The organism is Aliivibrio friggae (assembly GCF_057368515.1).
In genome coordinates, this window is record NZ_CM170648.1 from 504449 (window position 1) to 520677 (window position 16229).

Annotated in this window: 14 protein-coding genes and 2 tRNA genes; 13 read left to right on the top strand and 3 right to left on the bottom strand. The window is 40.9% G+C overall.

The genetic code is table 11. The annotated features are described in order from the left end of the window. Positions 1-25: 25 nt before the first annotated feature. Together dacB and AC2INI_RS02325 are read right to left on the bottom strand one after the other, a co-directional pair. Positions 26-1432, bottom strand: coding sequence for a serine-type D-Ala-D-Ala carboxypeptidase (gene dacB / locus AC2INI_RS02320; protein ID WP_486305257.1), 1407 nt, complete (start codon positions 1430-1432; stop codon positions 26-28). Positions 1433-1576: 144 nt separating this feature from the next. Beyond that, positions 1577-2560, bottom strand: a complete 984-nt coding sequence (locus tag AC2INI_RS02325) for a porin (protein ID WP_486305683.1) — start codon at positions 2558-2560, stop codon at positions 1577-1579. A 592-nt stretch (positions 2561-3152) separates the two neighbouring features. On the opposite strand from AC2INI_RS02325, the gene greA reads away from it, so the two are divergent. Then, positions 3153-3626, top strand: coding sequence for a transcription elongation factor GreA (greA, locus tag AC2INI_RS02330; protein ID WP_122036758.1), 474 nt, complete (start codon positions 3153-3155; stop codon positions 3624-3626). Positions 3627-3723: 97 nt separating this feature from the next. Here greA and yhbY read toward each other — a convergent pair whose 3' ends face one another. Further along, a complete protein-coding gene (gene yhbY, locus AC2INI_RS02335) occupies positions 3724-4020 on the bottom strand; it encodes a ribosome assembly RNA-binding protein YhbY (protein WP_122036666.1) in 297 nt (98 codons plus the stop codon). 118 nt (positions 4021-4138) lie between these two features. On the opposite strand from yhbY, the gene rlmE reads away from it, so the two are divergent. The 12 genes from rlmE (at position 4139) to truB (ending at position 16144) form a co-directional block, all read left to right on the top strand. Next, positions 4139-4768, top strand: a complete 630-nt coding sequence (gene rlmE, locus AC2INI_RS02340) for a 23S rRNA (uridine(2552)-2'-O)-methyltransferase RlmE (RefSeq protein ID WP_486305258.1) — start codon at positions 4139-4141, stop codon at positions 4766-4768. 85 nt (positions 4769-4853) lie between these two features. After that, on the top strand, positions 4854-6821 hold the full coding sequence (gene ftsH / locus AC2INI_RS02345) for an ATP-dependent zinc metalloprotease FtsH (protein ID WP_122036668.1): 1968 nt from the start codon (positions 4854-4856) through the stop codon (positions 6819-6821). Positions 6822-6887: 66 nt separating this feature from the next. Further along, a complete protein-coding gene (folP, locus tag AC2INI_RS02350) occupies positions 6888-7721 on the top strand; it encodes a dihydropteroate synthase (protein WP_486305259.1) in 834 nt (277 codons plus the stop codon). Positions 7722-7779: 58 nt separating this feature from the next. Continuing rightward, positions 7780-9117 (top strand): phosphoglucosamine mutase, encoded by a 1338-nt coding sequence (gene glmM, locus AC2INI_RS02355; protein ID WP_486305260.1) that lies wholly within the window; start codon positions 7780-7782, stop codon positions 9115-9117. Positions 9118-9268: 151 nt separating this feature from the next. Beyond that, entirely contained in the window at positions 9269-9601 is a 333-nt protein-coding gene (gene secG, locus AC2INI_RS02360) for a preprotein translocase subunit SecG (protein ID WP_122036671.1), read from the top strand. Positions 9602-9610: 9 nt separating this feature from the next. Beyond that, a tRNA-Leu gene (locus AC2INI_RS02365) sits at positions 9611-9695 on the top strand. A 69-nt stretch (positions 9696-9764) separates the two neighbouring features. Beyond that, positions 9765-9841 (top strand) — tRNA-Met (locus tag AC2INI_RS02370). A gap of 166 nt (positions 9842-10007) precedes the next feature. Further along, a complete protein-coding gene (gene rimP / locus AC2INI_RS02375; protein WP_012549404.1) occupies positions 10008-10463 on the top strand; it encodes a ribosome maturation factor RimP in 456 nt (151 codons plus the stop codon). Positions 10464-10481: 18 nt separating this feature from the next. Beyond that, positions 10482-11969: a transcription termination factor NusA gene (gene nusA / locus AC2INI_RS02380; protein WP_122036672.1), complete on the top strand. Its 1488-nt coding sequence runs from the start codon at positions 10482-10484 to the stop codon at positions 11967-11969. 23 nt (positions 11970-11992) lie between these two features. Further along, positions 11993-14668 carry a translation initiation factor IF-2 gene (infB, locus tag AC2INI_RS02385; RefSeq protein WP_122036673.1) on the top strand — a complete coding sequence of 892 codons (2676 nt, stop codon included), beginning with the start codon at positions 11993-11995 and terminating at the stop codon, positions 14666-14668. A 112-nt stretch (positions 14669-14780) separates the two neighbouring features. After that, positions 14781-15188, top strand: a complete 408-nt coding sequence (gene rbfA / locus AC2INI_RS02390) for a 30S ribosome-binding factor RbfA (protein ID WP_486305261.1) — start codon at positions 14781-14783, stop codon at positions 15186-15188. Further along, on the top strand, positions 15188-16144 hold the full coding sequence (gene truB / locus AC2INI_RS02395; RefSeq protein ID WP_122036675.1) for a tRNA pseudouridine(55) synthase TruB: 957 nt from the start codon (positions 15188-15190) through the stop codon (positions 16142-16144). Before rbfA ends, truB begins: the two co-directional genes overlap by 1 nt. The last annotated feature ends 85 nt before the right edge of the window (positions 16145-16229 follow it).

The following is a 16229-nucleotide window of genomic DNA, read 5'->3' on the forward strand; positions in this document are numbered from 1 at the left end:
TGCAGTCAATTAGAGACATAAAGCCCTAATCTTTTGAGAGTTCAATTAACTCTTGGTAAAAGCTTTTCTCAAAGGTATCAATAGGGCGTTCAACCGGTGTCGATCCTTTCTTTGCTGCAACAGGGTGGTAATCTGCAACAAATTGAACAAACAGTAGAGGCTCCTTGTTTTCTAGGCCGACAAATCCTGCCATATTATAGCTACCAAACAACGAACCACTTTTAGATTTCATTCCGCCTTTAACTGGCTCTTTACGCATGCTGTTACGATATTTTAGTGTGCCATCAATACCTGATGTCGGTAATAGTTCGATCAAACCTAATTCATTATCGTATTTATAGAGATACTGCAGGATTGATTTCATTTGATTTGCGGTCATTCGGTTATTACGAGATAAACCAGAGCCATCAACCAGTACTGCATTGCTCAAATCAATATTCGCTTGTTTTAATAAGATATCTTTAATTGCTGCGGTGCCATTGGTGAAGCTACCTGCTTGTTGGTAATTCAAATGACCTAGCATCTTGGTTAAGTTATCAGCGTAGTGGTTATCTGATTTTTTAAGCATGTGATCCAACAATTCCATTAATGGCTTTGAGCTGTGCATTGCTAATTTATTATTAGTAATAAGTGGCGTATCTGGTTTTCCAAAACGCACCTCGCCATTAAGTTTAATATTGTGTTCATTTAAAATCTTAAGCACCGTTTGCTCGGTGAAATCTTGTGTGTCTTGCACTGCAAACTTTAGAGGAAGCGGTTTATTACGATTAACCAAGCAGCCATTTAGCTCATAATGGTTACCTTGAGTGGTTAGTTCTAGATCGCAGAAGGTCGATTTTTGTTCTTCTCTACTCACACTTTTAGCGTAGCTAGAAAAAGAGATAGGTTGATGAATAGGAACAAAGACTCTGGTACTTCCATCATCATGAGTTGTGATCGAAGCTTGCACACAGTTCTCATCAATACTTAATGCACTTGATGGGGCACTATAACACACGCCTAGAATATCCCATGGCCAACCAACAGCTCGCTCATAACCTGTGAAAATCGTGCCGTCGATCCATAAATCGCCTTGAATAGCTTTGATATCACTTTCATCAAATAGAGAAGAGAGCTGCTTACGTGATAGAGATGGATCACCAGTGAAAGTCAGCACTACATCTTTATCGGCTTTATATAGAGAGGTTGTAAAGGTGAACTCTTTTCCTAATGCGAGTCGAGCCGCTAATGCAGTGGCAACTTTTAAGGTACTCGCAGGGGGCAGAAGTTCATCTTGCTTTTGTTGATATTCAATATCCTGTGAAGATATTTCTTCAACCACAATGGCGGTTCGACTTCCTGCAGGGAGGGTATTAAGCGAGTGTTGAATGCTAGCAAAGCTTGAGCATGAGAATAGGGCAAGGCCCAATAGAGTAAAACGAGAAAAAGACATGATGCACTCAATATAAAGATAATTGAGAGTATCTTAGCGCTTGCAGCGTTTGATGTGTAATGAATAGGGAAAAATTAATGGAATGTCACAAATAAAAAACGCCCACCGAGGTGAGCGCTTTATTTAAGTAAGAGTTAGGACTGATTAGAAGTCGTAACGCATACCTAGAGCTAGAGAATCTTCAGTCATTGATTTAGTGATGCCTTTTTTGCCATCAGTATCAAGTAGGTTGAAGTTGTATGATGCGTAAGTACGGAAGTTAGCATTGAAGAAGTAAGTTGCATCAAATGCTAAGTTATCAGCGCTTAGGTTATTGTCTCCACGAGTAGCATTAGCTACAGAACCATCGTGGTCAGCGTTGTTATACGTTGATGTGAATACTGTCTTACCCATAGTGTATGCAGCTGCAACTTCGTAACCAGTGTAGTCTTCTTTAGATACTTCACCAGTAGTGAAAGTACCAGCGAAGTATAGGTCACCCATTACCATAGATGCTGCTAGCATTGCTTCGTTGCTATCAGCTTGGTCTGCGTAGCCGCCACCTAGTTTAAAGCCTGAATCGCCAAATGCGTAGATACCAGATAGTGCGTAACCATCGTTAGATTCAGTGTTTGCTGAATCATCAAAACGGTAGTTTACTTTAGCAGAGAAGTCACCAAATGTGCCTTTGTAGCCAAGGTTGTTATCTGTACGGTCAGCTACTGCAATTTTAGTTGCTGCTGAGTTACCGTGGTAAGCCATGATATCGGTAAAGTCAGTGATAACACCTAGTGCGCCGTCGTTTTTACCGTAAGTTACTTCACCGAAGTTACCGCCGATACCTGCGTATGTGTAACGGTTATCAAGATTTGAACCACCAGCAGTGTCAACACCACCTTGTTCGTTGTTAGTGAATTCACCTTCGTAGAAACCAACACCGTATAGGCCGTCAGAGATTTGAGTCGTGCCTTTAAAGTTTAGACGTACACGAGTGTTATCAGAAACGTCACCATCTTGAGCGAATAGACGAGCTTCAGCACGGCCGCCCATTTCTAGAGTTTGGTCTGCGCCTTTGTAGATTTCTGCTGCGTTTACTGCGCCAGCTGAAGTAATTGCTGCTACTGCTAGAGCTAGTACTTTTTTGTTCATCATTATTCTAATTCCTATAAGGGTGGAGGAGATTATGTCCATTTTAAATGAAGTACATGATGAATAACTTCTTATGTTTAAGAATAGTTATCATCCTGCTTCACTGTTTCAATAGCTATATTTTCAGGGGTATTGCGGCTAAAAGGTTAGTAAAACAATCTAAAAACTGCAATTGAACGCTGTTTTTAATTATTTTTTTGTGATCCTTATCATTAAAAATCAGATGTTTATAAATTTAGTGATAAGTTTGTATAGAATTTGAGCCAAAGCTTATTTTATGTTTTTTTTAGTTTTAGCTATAAAAATAATGTGATGAATCTCTCAATTTATATTTAATAATATCTTGTTTTAAGAGGTGTTTTTATTTTTGAGACGAACTTCTTACTTCTGTTGCGGTCCTTCTAGCAAACAAATATCAGAAACAAGCAACAGAATAGGTGATAAAAGCCATTTCTTTGTTTACACTAGAGCAAATTAAACTTAAACAGATACACTTAGGATTATGTTCTTATTCGCAAATTGTTGCAGTAAGTCAGCCTTGGTGGGATTTTTATTTGCTGAATTTGTAATTTCAGCTTTAGAGGTAGAAAATATGAATAAGGTACCAATGACGGTACGTGGCGAGAAGCTACTGCGTGATGAACTAGACGTATTATTAAAGCGTCGCCCTTTGATTTCAAAAGCAATTGGTGAAGCTCGTGAGCTTGGTGATTTGAAAGAAAACGCGGAGTATCATGCAGCTCGTGAAGAGCAAGGTATTTGTGAAGCACAGATCCGTGATATCGAATATAAGCTATCAATGGCGCAAGTTATTGATGTAACCAAAATGACCAATACTGGTAAGGTTATTTTTGGTGCGACAGTAATGCTGATCGATGTGAACACTGATGAAGAAGTAAAATATCAGATCGTTGCAGATGATGAAGCAAGTATTAAAGAAGGTCGTATTTCTGTAAATTCTCCGATTGCTCGTGGTTTAATTGGCAAAATGGAAGGAGATGAAGTGAACATTCAGACTCCTGGTGGCACTAAAGAGCTTGAAATAGAAAAAGTAGAGTACATTTAAGTGTTACTACGATAGAAAATATAAAGGCCGCGTAGTTATCTTTAAAAGAAGAAAACTAAGACGGCCTTTTTAATTTCTTACAGAATTAGTGTAGAAATTATTTTCTAGGGATCTCGATTTTACGAGCTTCACTAGCACGGAATAGAACAAGAGTCTTACCGATAACTTGTACTTTTTCAGCTTCTGTTTCACGAATGATTGCGTCAACAATCAATAGTTTAGTTTCACGATCTTCAGAAGCGATTTTAACTTTGATTAGCTCGTGGTGGTTAAGAGCAATCTCAATTTCAGCTACTACAGCTTCAGTAAGACCATTTGAGCCCATCATTACAACGGGTTTTAAATTGTGAGCAAGGCCTTTAAGGTGTTGCTTCTGTTTTGTGCTTAGGTTCATATATACCCGATTTTTTCTATATTAAGGGTTGAAAACAGCCTATTCTAACGCCATCTATCCCTGAAGACTATTTTTTGTTTCAGTCTTCTAATTTAAATTAAGTATTTTTAGGTAATGCATGAGTAAGAATAAACTTTCAGCAAGCTCTGGCCGCTGGTTAAAAGAACATTTTGATGATAAATACGTTCTTGAAGCGCAGAAAAGAGGCTATCGCTCTCGTGCTATTTTTAAGATTGAAGAAATTCAAAATAAAGACAAGTTATTAAAGCCTGGAATGACGGTGGTTGACCTTGGTGCTGCTCCTGGCGGGTGGTCACAATACGCGGTTGAACAAGTTGGTGATTCTGGACAAGTAATTGCTTGTGATATTTTAGCTATGGACTCAATCGCAGGTGTGAGCTTTTTGCAGGGGGACTTTAGGGAAGAAGCAGTACTAGACGCATTGCTTGAGCGCATTAAACCGAATATGGTTGATGTAGTAATGTCTGATATGGCTCCAAATATGGCGGGTAACCCAGCAGTAGATCAACCAAGAGCTATGTATCTTGTTGAGCTTGCGCTGGATATGTGCCGTCAAGTATTGGCGCCTAACGGCAGCTTCACAGTGAAAGTATTCCAAGGTGAAAGCTTTGATGCATACTTACAAGAAGTGCGTGCTATGTTCAAAGTTGTTAAGATTAGAAAACCAGATTCATCACGTGCACGTTCTCGTGAAGTGTATATTGTAGCCACTGGTTACAAAGGATAATTCGTACGTAGTAGCTACAGCTTATAAACTGTAGTACTCTATCTTTCATCTATTTAGTTAACGCGGGGTTAACACCTTGAGTGACATGGCAAAAAATCTAATATTATGGCTAGTTATTGCTGTCGTTTTAATGTCAGTATTCCAAAGCTTTGGACCGAGTGATAGCTCTGGTCGTTCGATTGACTACACCACCTTTGTAAAAGAAGTGGGTAATAGTCAGGTACAAGAAGCAACCTTTAATAATCGTGAAATAAAGGTAATGAAGCGTGACGGTACTCGTTATGTGACATACATGCCTGTATTCCAAGATCCTAAATTGCTTGATGACCTTATTAACCAAAACGTAATCGTTAAAGGAACACCGCCTGAAGAGCAGAGCTTACTTGAGTCTATCTTTATTTCGTGGTTCCCAATGATTCTTCTTATTGGTGTTTGGATCTTCTTTATGCGTCAAATGCAAGGCGGCGGTGGCAAAGGGGCAATGTCCTTTGGTAAAAGCAAAGCCAAGATGATGACTGAAGAGCAGATCAAAACAACGTTTGATGATGTTGCTGGTTGTGATGAAGCAAAAGAAGACGTTAAAGAGTTGGTTGATTACTTACGTGAACCAAGTCGTTTCCAAAAGTTGGGTGGTAAAATCCCAACAGGTGTTCTTTTAGTCGGACCTCCTGGTACGGGTAAAACACTGATTGCAAAAGCGATTGCTGGTGAAGCTAAAGTACCGTTCTTCTCAATTTCAGGTTCTGACTTCGTTGAAATGTTCGTTGGTGTTGGTGCATCTCGTGTGCGTGACATGTTTGAACAAGCGAAGAAATCATCTCCTTGTATTATCTTTATCGATGAAATCGATGCTGTAGGTCGTCAACGTGGCGCTGGTGTTGGTGGTGGTAATGATGAACGTGAACAAACACTAAACCAAATGTTGGTTGAGATGGATGGTTTTGAAGGTAACGAAGGTATTATCGTCGTTGCTGCAACTAACCGTCCTGATGTTCTGGATGCGGCGTTATTACGTCCAGGCCGTTTTGACCGTCAAGTTGTTGTAGGTTTACCGGATATTCGTGGTCGTGAACAAATTCTTCAAGTTCATATGCGTAAAGTGCCATTAGCGGGTGGTGTTGAACCATCGCTTATTGCTCGTGGTACACCGGGTTTCTCTGGTGCTGACTTAGCAAACTTAGTGAACGAGGCTGCGTTATTCGCTGCTCGAACTAATAAGCGTGTTGTATCAATGGTTGAGTTTGAGCTTGCGAAAGACAAAATCATGATGGGTGCAGAGCGTAAATCAATGGTAATGACAGAAGAGACGAAAGCCTCGACTGCGTATCATGAAGCGGGTCATGCTATTGTTGGTCGTTTAGTTCCTGAACACGATCCAGTGTATAAAGTATCAATCATTCCACGTGGCCGTGCGCTAGGTGTAACGATGTACTTACCTGAGCAAGACCGAGTAAGTATGAACCGTCAGCACTTAGAATCTATGATTTCAAGTCTATACGGTGGTCGATTGGCTGAAGAGCTTATCTACGGTGTTGATAAAGTATCAACTGGTGCATCAAATGACATTGAACGAGCAACTGATATTGCACGTAAAATGGTAACCCAGTGGGGTTTCTCGGATGCGCTAGGACCATTATTATACGCAGAAGACCAAGGTGACCCATTCTCAGGTCACGGCGGTTCTCACCAGTCAAAACATGTATCACCAGAAACATTGAAGCTTATTGATGCTGAAATCCGTACCATCATTGATCGTAACTATGCTCGCGCTAGACAGATCCTTGAAGATAATATGGATATCATGCATGCAATGAAAGATGCACTGATGACATTTGAAACGATTGATGCAGGTCAGATTGATGACTTGATGGACCGTAAAGCAGAAATTCGTGAACCACAAGGTTGGGGTGATGACAATCAACCTCAAGCGAAAGAAGAAAAACCTGCGCAAAAAGCGGAAGAAGAATCAAAAGTAGAAGAGAAGGTTGAGGAAGAAAAAACAACGCAACCAACTGAAGATACTAAGAGTGATTCAGATTCATCAGAAAAATAAGATGAATTAAGTTAAAAATAAACCCCGAGTTATGCTCGGGGTTTTTGTATTTAAAAAGGACTGATCATGAAATTGATAAGTAAAGATAAGACGCTAATACTGGATCGCTCTCATGTAATGGGGATCCTTAATGTTACGCCGGACTCTTTTTCTGATGGTGGTAAATTTACTCATTTAGATGCTGCGTTAAAACAAGCGGAAAAAATGGTAAATGCAGGTGTCAGCTTTATTGATATTGGTGGTGAGTCAACAAGGCCAGGTGCGCCTGAGGTAGATCTTCAACAAGAGTTAGATAGAGTTCTTCCAATTATTGAAGCAATACACCAACGATTTGATACGTGGATATCGATCGATACAAGTAAAGCCGTTGTGATGGAGGAAGGGGTTAAAGCCGGCGCTGATTTAATTAATGATGTACGCGCATTGCAAGAGCCAAACGCATTGGAAGTTGCAGCGAAAGCAAACGTACCTGTTTGTCTAATGCATATGCAAGGCCAACCACGCACAATGCAATCTAATCCTATCTATAACGATCTATTTACTGATGTATCTACGTTTTTAGAAGAGCGAATTGTTGCTTGCCAATCGGTTGGTATCGCAAAAGATAAGTTAATTCTTGATCCTGGGTTTGGATTTGGTAAAACCTTAGCGCATAATTACCAATTGCTTGCAAATTTAGAACGTTTCCATCAATTAGGTCTTCCTATCTTGGCGGGAATGTCGCGTAAATCAATGATTTTTAAACTACTGGATATCGAGCCTACGCAGGCAGTATCTGGAAGCTTGGCATGTGCAAGCATTGCTGCAATGAAAGGTGCTCAGATTATTCGTGTGCATGATTTTGAGCAGACAATGGATATCGTTAAAGTATGCCAAGCAACATTAGAACAAGTATCTTAACTAATACCTCTGGTATTATATTTAAATAAATTATTAGAATTAAAACATGGAGTACAGCATGGCTGAGCGTCAATATTTTGGAACCGATGGTGTTCGTGGGCTTGTAGGCCAAGCACCTATCACCCCTGATTTTATTATGAAACTGGGTTGGGCGGCTGGACAAGTTTTAGCTAAGCAAGGCACAAAAAAAGTCATTATTGGTAAAGATACGCGTATTTCAGGCTATATGTTGGAATCAGCCTTAGAGGCTGGTTTAGCTGCAGCTGGGTTACAAGCGAAATTTACGGGTCCAATGCCAACGCCAGCTGTGGCTTACCTTACTCAGACGTTTCGTGCTGAAGCCGGTATCGTTATTTCAGCATCTCATAACCCATATTACGACAACGGCATTAAATTTTTCTCATCAGAAGGAACTAAACTTCCTGATGATATCGAAATGGCGATTGAAGCTGAACTAGATAAACCTATGACGTGTGTAGAATCTGCATTATTAGGTAAAGCATCTCGCTTAAATGATGCTGCTGGGCGTTATATTGAATTTTGTAAAAGTACCTTCCCTAAAGAGCTGAGCTTAGCGGGAGTTAAAATGGTTGTCGATTGTGCTCATGGCGCAACGTACCATATTGCACCTAATGTATTTAAAGAGCTAGGCGCAGAGATCATTACTATTGGCTGTGAACCAAACGGCACCAACATTAACCATGAAGTAGGTGCTACAGATGTACGTGCTTTACAAGCTAAAGTGTTAGAAGAAAAAGCCGATTTCGGTGTTGCTTTTGATGGCGATGGCGACCGTATTATCATGGTTGATGAGTTTGGTGCAAAAGTTGATGGCGACCAAATTGCTTATATTATCGCACGTGACGCATTACGTCGTGGTGAGCTAAAAGGCGGTGTTGTTGGCACATTGATGACGAATATGGGAATGGAAGTGGCATTGCGTCATTTAGGTATCCCATTTGTTCGCTCTAATGTCGGTGACCGTTATGTGATGGAAAAACTATTAGAGAACAATTGGTTAATTGGCGCAGAGAACTCAGGCCATGTTATTCTATTGGATAAAGTAACTACGGGTGATGCCATTGTCGCGGCACTTCAAGTAATCGCTTCTATTGTCGGTAGTAAAATGTCATTACAAGAATTATGTAATGGTATGACTATGTTCCCTCAAGTGTTGGAGAACGTTCGCTTTACTGGCGATAATAATCCTCTTGATTCTGATGCAGTTAAAGCAGCTCAAGCTGATGTTGAATCAAAATTGGGTGACAATGGTCGTGTTTTATTACGTAAATCAGGAACTGAACCATTAATTCGCGTTATGGTAGAAGGCGAAAATGCTGAGCTTGTTCAGCAATATGCGCTTCAAATCGCGAATGCAGTAAAAGAAAGCTGTTAATTTAAGCAATTAAATGAAATTGAACGTTTTTTGTTAATTTTAACTTGTCATAGTAGCCTAGTTTAGTTAATATCCTCCGGCCTCTTAATTGAGAGGGCGCTGGTGTTGCCAATGGGCTACCGGTACATTAATTAGATACATAGGTGACGGAATGCATACGATTCTACTTGTGATTTATCTGATTGCCGCAGTCGGTGTAATTGGCCTAGTATTGGTACAACACGGTAAAGGCGCAGATATGGGAGCTTCATTTGGAGCTGGGGCATCAAATACAGTATTTGGCTCTGGTGGCTCTGGAAATTTTTTAACCCGAATGACCGCACTTTGTGCAACAGTATTTTTTATTATCAGTTTAGCACTAGGCAATATGTCTACGCATAAATCTGAAGGTTTTGATCTTAAATTAGATCAACAAGCTACAGAACAAGTAACTGATAATGTGAGTGACGTTCCTGCTACTGAAAACAGCGACGTACCTCTTTAAACGACTTTAGCCGAGATGGTGAAATTGGTAGACACGCTAGCATGAGGTGCTAGTGCTCTAGGGCATGAGGGTTCAAGTCCCTCTCTCGGCACCATATTCAGACAAGAATTTGATTCTTGTAATAAAAGGATAAAGAAACTATACTTTCTTTGTTCTTTTCGGACGCGGGATGGAGCAGCTTGGTAGCTCGTCGGGCTCATAACCCGAAGGTCGTCGGTTCAAATCCGGCTCCCGCAACCAATTATCTAATAAAAGTAATTGCTCTTATTAGATAAGCTACGCAAGTGGCATTCAGGGTCCAGCAGTACTAAACCCCGCAATTATCGGGGTTTTTTGCTATCTGAAACAGACTGTTTTTTAAAAAATTGGGCCTTTAGTGCCCTTTTTTTGTTTTCAGGGGATATCAATGACAGGATTAGAAAGACAACTAACAGAAATGCTTGAGGCTCCTGTTGGTGCTTTAGGTTATGAATTGGTCGGTTTAGAATTTATTCGTGCGGGTGAACACTCAACGTTACGTGTATTTATCGACCATGAAAATGGCATCTTTGTGGAGGACTGTGCAGAAGCCAGTCGTCAAATCAGTGCAGTAATGGATGTAGAAGATCCAATTACAGTAGCATATAACCTAGAGGTTTCGTCTCCAGGTCTTGAACGTCCACTGTTTAAAGCCGCACATTATCAACAATTTGTTGGTCACGAAGTCAGCCTTGTATTAAAAATGCCGATGAATAACCGTCGTAAATGGAAAGGAGATATCCTAGACATTAACGGTGAAATTGTTACGGTTACAGTTGATGGTAACAATGAAGAATTTGCGTTAAGCAACATTTCAAAGGCGAACTTAGTTCCTAAATTTTAAGGCTGAATAGAGGCTAAAATGAACAAAGAAATCTTAGCTGTTGTAGAAGCAGTATCAAATGAAAAAGCTGTTCCTCGTGAGCGAATTTTTGAAGCATTAGAAATCGCGCTAGCAACAGCAACAAAGAAAAAATCTGAATTAGAAATTGAAGTACGTGTAGCGATTGATCGCAAAACAGGTGCTGTTGAAACTTTCCGTCGTTGGGAAGCAGTTGCTCAAGTTGAGAATCCAACATTAGAAATTTCTATTGAAGCGGCACAATTTGAAGATGAAACGATCGAAATCGGTGGTTTTGTTGAAGATGATATCGAATCAGTAACGTTTGACCGTATTACTACACAAACAGCGAAGCAAGTTATCGTACAGAAAGTACGTGAAGCTGAACGTGCAATGATTGTTGAACAATTCATTGATAACGAAGGTGAGCTAATCACTGGTATCGTTAAAAAAGTAAACCGTGATGCTATTATTGTTGATCTTGGTAACAACGCTGAAGCGGTAATTTTACGTGAAGACCAACTTCCTCGTGAAAACTTCCGTCCAGGTGACCGTGTTCGTGGTCTTCTATACGCAGTGAAACCAGAAGCTAAAGGCTTCCAGTTATTCATGACTCGTTCAAAAGGCATCATGCTGACTGAATTGTTCCGCGTAGAAGTGCCAGAAATTGGTGAAGAGCTGATTGAACTTAAAGCGGCTGCTCGTGATCCAGGTTCTCGTGCTAAAATCGCAGTGAAAACTAACGATAAGCGTATTGACCCAGTTGGTGCGTGTGTTGGTATGCGTGGCGCACGTGTTCAAGCTGTATCAAACGATCTTGGCGGTGAGCGTATCGATATCGTGCTTTGGGATGATAACCCAGCGCAGTTCGTTATCAATGCAATGGCACCTGCTGAAGTAGCTTCTATTATTGTTGATGAAGACAACAATACTATGGATATTGCTGTTGAAGCTGATAACCTAGCACAAGCTATTGGCCGTAGTGGTCAAAACGTACGTCTAGCATCTCAACTAACTGGTTGGGAACTAAATGTAATGACAGTTGCTGATCTTAACAAGAAGCACCAAGAAGAAGCTCAAGGCTCTATTGATGCATTTGTTAAGCATTTAGACATTGATGAAGACTTCGCTCAACTACTTGTTGAAGAAGGTTTCACAACACTTGAAGAGATCGCTTACGTTCCTGTAAATGAATTACTTGAAGTTGAAGCGTTAAACGAAGAAACAGTAGATCTTCTTCGTACTCGCGCTAAAGAAGCATTAACAACACTTGCACTAGCGCAAGAAGAATCTTTAGATGGTATTGAACCAGCTGAAGACTTGCTTGCTCTTGAAGGTTTAGAACGTGAGCTAGCGTTCAAACTTGCAGCTAAAGGTGTAATTACACTGGAAGACCTTGCAGACCAAGGTGTTGATGAGCTGTCTGATATTGAAGACTTAACAGAAGAACGCGCTGGTGAATTAATCATGGCAGCACGTAACATTTGTTGGTTCAGCGACGAAGCATAATTATTTCAGCAAGGAGAAGCGGTATGACAAAGCTTACGGTAAAAGCACTTAGTGAAGAAATTGGAACTCCGGTTGACCGCTTACTTCAGCAATTTTCAGATGCTGGTATTAATAAAAAAGATGGAGACTCTGTTTCTGAAGGTGAAAAGCAATCATTGCTTGTTCATCTAAAGAAAGAGCATGGTAGTGCTGATGAAAGCGCTTCACCAACCCGTCTAACTCTTCAGCGTAAGACTCGCAGCACATTAAGTGTTGCTGGTTCAGGCGGAAAAAGTAAAGATGTGCAAATTGAAGTACGTAAAAAACGTACTTATGTAAAAGCAAGCACACTTGAAGAAGAGAAAAAGACTGAGCAACTGAAAGCGGAAGCTGAAGAACAAGCAAAACGTGATGCAGAGGATGCTGCAATTCGCGAACTTGAACAGAAAGCACAACGTGAAGCGGAAGAAAATGCTAAACGTGATGCTGAAGCAGAGGTTAAAGCAAAGCGTGACGCTGAACAAAAAGCGAAGCGTGCTGAGACTGAAAAGGCTAAAAAAGAAATGACTACTAAAAACGATCAAGCAAAAAAAGAAGCTGATGAACTAAAACTTCGTCAAGAACAAGAAGCGACTCGTAAAGCAGAAGCAGAAGCTGCAAAACTAGTTGAAGATGCTCGTAAACTAGCTGAAGAAAATGAAGCTCGTTGGAAAGAAGAAGAGCAGAAAAAATCAGCAGCTGAAAAAACTGCAGATTATCACGTAACAACTTCATCTCACGCTCGTGAAGCAGAAGATGCTGCAGACCGTAAAGATGAGCAACAGCCTCGTCGTCGTAAGAAAAAAGCAAAACCTGCTGAAGCATCTCGCGGTGGTCGTAACCAACGCGGCGGTCGCAACAAGAAGCCTCTAGTAAACAAACCTACTTCTATGCAACACGGCTTTGATAAATCAGCAACTGTTGCTAAGCAAGATGTTGCAATTGGTGAGACGATTGTTGTTTCTGAACTGGCAAGCAAAATGTCAGTAAAAGCAACTGAAGTAATTAAAGTTATGATGAAGATGGGCGCTATGGCGACTATCAACCAAGTTATTGACCAAGAAACAGCAGCTCTAGTTGCTGAAGAAATGGGCCATAAAGTGGTTCTTCGTAAAGAAAACGAATTAGAAGAAGCGGTACTGTCTGATCGTGATAACAATGCAGCGGTTGAAGGCCGTGCTCCTGTTGTTACTATCATGGGTCACGTTGACCACGGTAAAACTTCAACACTAGATTACATCCGTCGTGCACACGTTGCTGACGCGGAAGCTGGTGGTATTACACAACATATCGGTGCATACCACGTTGAAACTGACAACGGTATGATCACTTTCCTTGATACTCCTGGACACGCAGCGTTTACTGCTATGCGTGCTCGTGGTGCTCAAGCGACAGATATCGTTGTACTTGTTGTTGCTGCAGATGATGGTGTTATGCCACAAACAATCGAAGCTATCCAACACGCAAAAGCGGCTGGTGTACCTCTGATTGTAGCGGTAAACAAAATCGATAAAGAAGGCGCTAACCCAGATAACGTTAAAAATGAGCTTGCTCAATACGACGTTATTCCTGAGGAGTGGGGCGGCGAGAACATCTTTGTTCATATCTCTGCTAAGCAAGGTACAAACATCGAAGGTCTTCTTGAAGCAATCCTTCTTCAATCTGAAGTACTTGAATTAACTGCGGTTAAAGAAGGTATGGCATCAGGTGTTGTTGTTGAATCTCGTCTAGATAAAGGCCGTGGCCCAGTTGCTACTGTTCTTGTTCAGTCAGGTACACTAAACAAAGGCGATATCGTTCTTTGTGGTCAAGAGTACGGCCGTGTTCGTGCAATGCGCGATGAAAACGGTAAAGACATCGAATCAGCAGGTCCATCTATTCCTGTAGAAATTCTTGGTCTTTCTGGTGTTCCTGCATCAGGTGACGAAGCAACAGTTGTTCGTGATGAGCGTAAAGCGCGTGAAGTTGCTAACTACCGTCAAGGTAAATTCCGTGATGTTAAACTAGCTCGTCAACAAAAAGCGAAACTAGAAAACATGTTTGCAAACATGGAAGCTGGTGAAGTTGCTGAATGTAACGTTGTACTTAAAGCTGACGTTCAAGGTTCTGTTGAAGCAATCGCTGATTCACTACTGAAACTGTCTACTGATGAAGTAAAAGTTAACATCATTGGTTCTGGTGTTGGTGGTATTACTGAAACTGATGCAACACTTGCAGCAGCATCTAATGCAATCCTTCTAGGCTTCAACGTTCGTGCTGATGCGACAGCTCGCCGTACAATTGAAAACGAAAACTTAGACCTTCGTTACTACTCAATCATCTACCAGTTGATTGACGAAGTTAAACAAGCGATGGGCGGTATGCTTGCTCCTGAGTTCCGTCAAGAAATCATTGGTCTTGCACAAGTACGTGAAGTATTTAAGTCTCCTAAACTTGGCGCTATCGCTGGTTGTATGGTTACTGAAGGTACTATTAAGCGTAATAACCCAATTCGTGTTTTACGTGACAATATCGTAATTTACGAAGGCGAACTAGAATCACTACGTCGTTTCAAAGACGATGTTGCTGAAGTTAAAAATGGTTACGAGTGTGGTATCGGCGTTAAGAACTACAACGATGTTCGCGCTGGCGACCAAATCGAAGTATTCGAAATCATCGAGATTCAACGTACTCTTGATTAATTGACTATAATTACTTCTATTATTCAATGAAATAATGGAGTAATCGGTTGTTAAATACACCATGGGGGGCTGGTAATTACCACGCCCCCCATCTTTCTAAGTGAGAAATGATATGTCAAAAGAATTTAGCCGCGCACAACGTGTGTCGCAACAGTTACAAAAAGAATTAGCGGTAATCTTGCAACGTGAAGTTCGTGATTCACGTATCGGTATGGTTACTATTTCAGATGTTGAAGTATCTCGTGACCTTGCTTACGCAAAAGTGTTCGTTACTTTCTTCTGTGTTGGTGAGCAAACACCAGAAACATGCCTAGCTGCATTGAAAGAGCATGAAGTTCCAGTTCGAATGATGCTTGGTAAACGTATCCGTCACCGTCTAACTCCTGAAGTTCGTTTTACTTACGACAATACTCTTGTTGAAGGTATGCGTATGTCTAACTTGGTAACAGACGTGATGAATACCGATAAGCGTAAAATGGCTGAATCAGGCCGTACTGAATCAGACGAAGGGGAAGAGTAATGGCTCGTCGTCGTAAGGGTCGTCCTATTGATGGCGTTATCTTAATTGATAAACCGGCAGGAATTACGTCGAACGATACATTGCAAAAAGTAAAACGCATCTACTTTGCAGAGAAAGCGGGCCATACTGGTGCGCTTGATCCTCTAGCTACAGGTATGTTGCCTCTTTGTTTTGGTGAAGCGACGAAGTTTTCTCAGTTTTTATTAGACTCAGATAAACGCTATCGTGTGGTAGCGAAGCTTGGTGAACGTACTAATACGTCAGATTCTGATGGTGAAGTGGTTCAAACTCGTGAAGTGAAGGTTGATCGTGGTCAGCTTGAGCGTTGCATCGCTAAGTTTCGTGGTACAACAGATCAAATTCCATCAATGTTTTCAGCGTTAAAGCACGAAGGTCGCCCTTTGTATGAATACGCACGTGAAGGCATTGAAGTACCTCGTAAATCTCGTAAAATCACGGTTTATTCAATTGAATTAATTCGCTTTGAAGGTCATGAAGTTGAGATGGAAGTGCATTGTTCTAAAGGCACTTACATTCGCACAATTACAGATGATCTAGGTGAGATGTTAGGCTGTGGTGCTCATGTAACCTATTTACGTCGTACGGGTGTATCAAATTACCCATATGAGAATATGGTAACGATTGAGTATCTTGAAGCTTTACTAGAACAAGCTCATCGTGAAGATATTGCACCGCGTGAGTTACTTGATCCGTTACTAATGCCTATGGATTCAGCAGTTCAAGATTTACCTGAAGTAAACATGATCCCAGAATTGGCTGATCATGTTTTACATGGACAACCAGTTCAAGTGTTTGGGGCTCCTCAAGAGGGGATCGTACGAATGACTTCGGGTGAAGAGCGTTTATTTATTGGTATTGGACATATTGATAATGACGGTCGTGTTGCACCAAAGCGTTTAGTTGTTTTCCGAGATGAAGTCGAAGAAGATAAATAAACACTCTTGAGTGTCTTGATTAAGAAAGAGCAAAGGCCTTGTGGTTTTTGCTCTTTTTTTTATTGCTTTATTATTGTTCATCCGT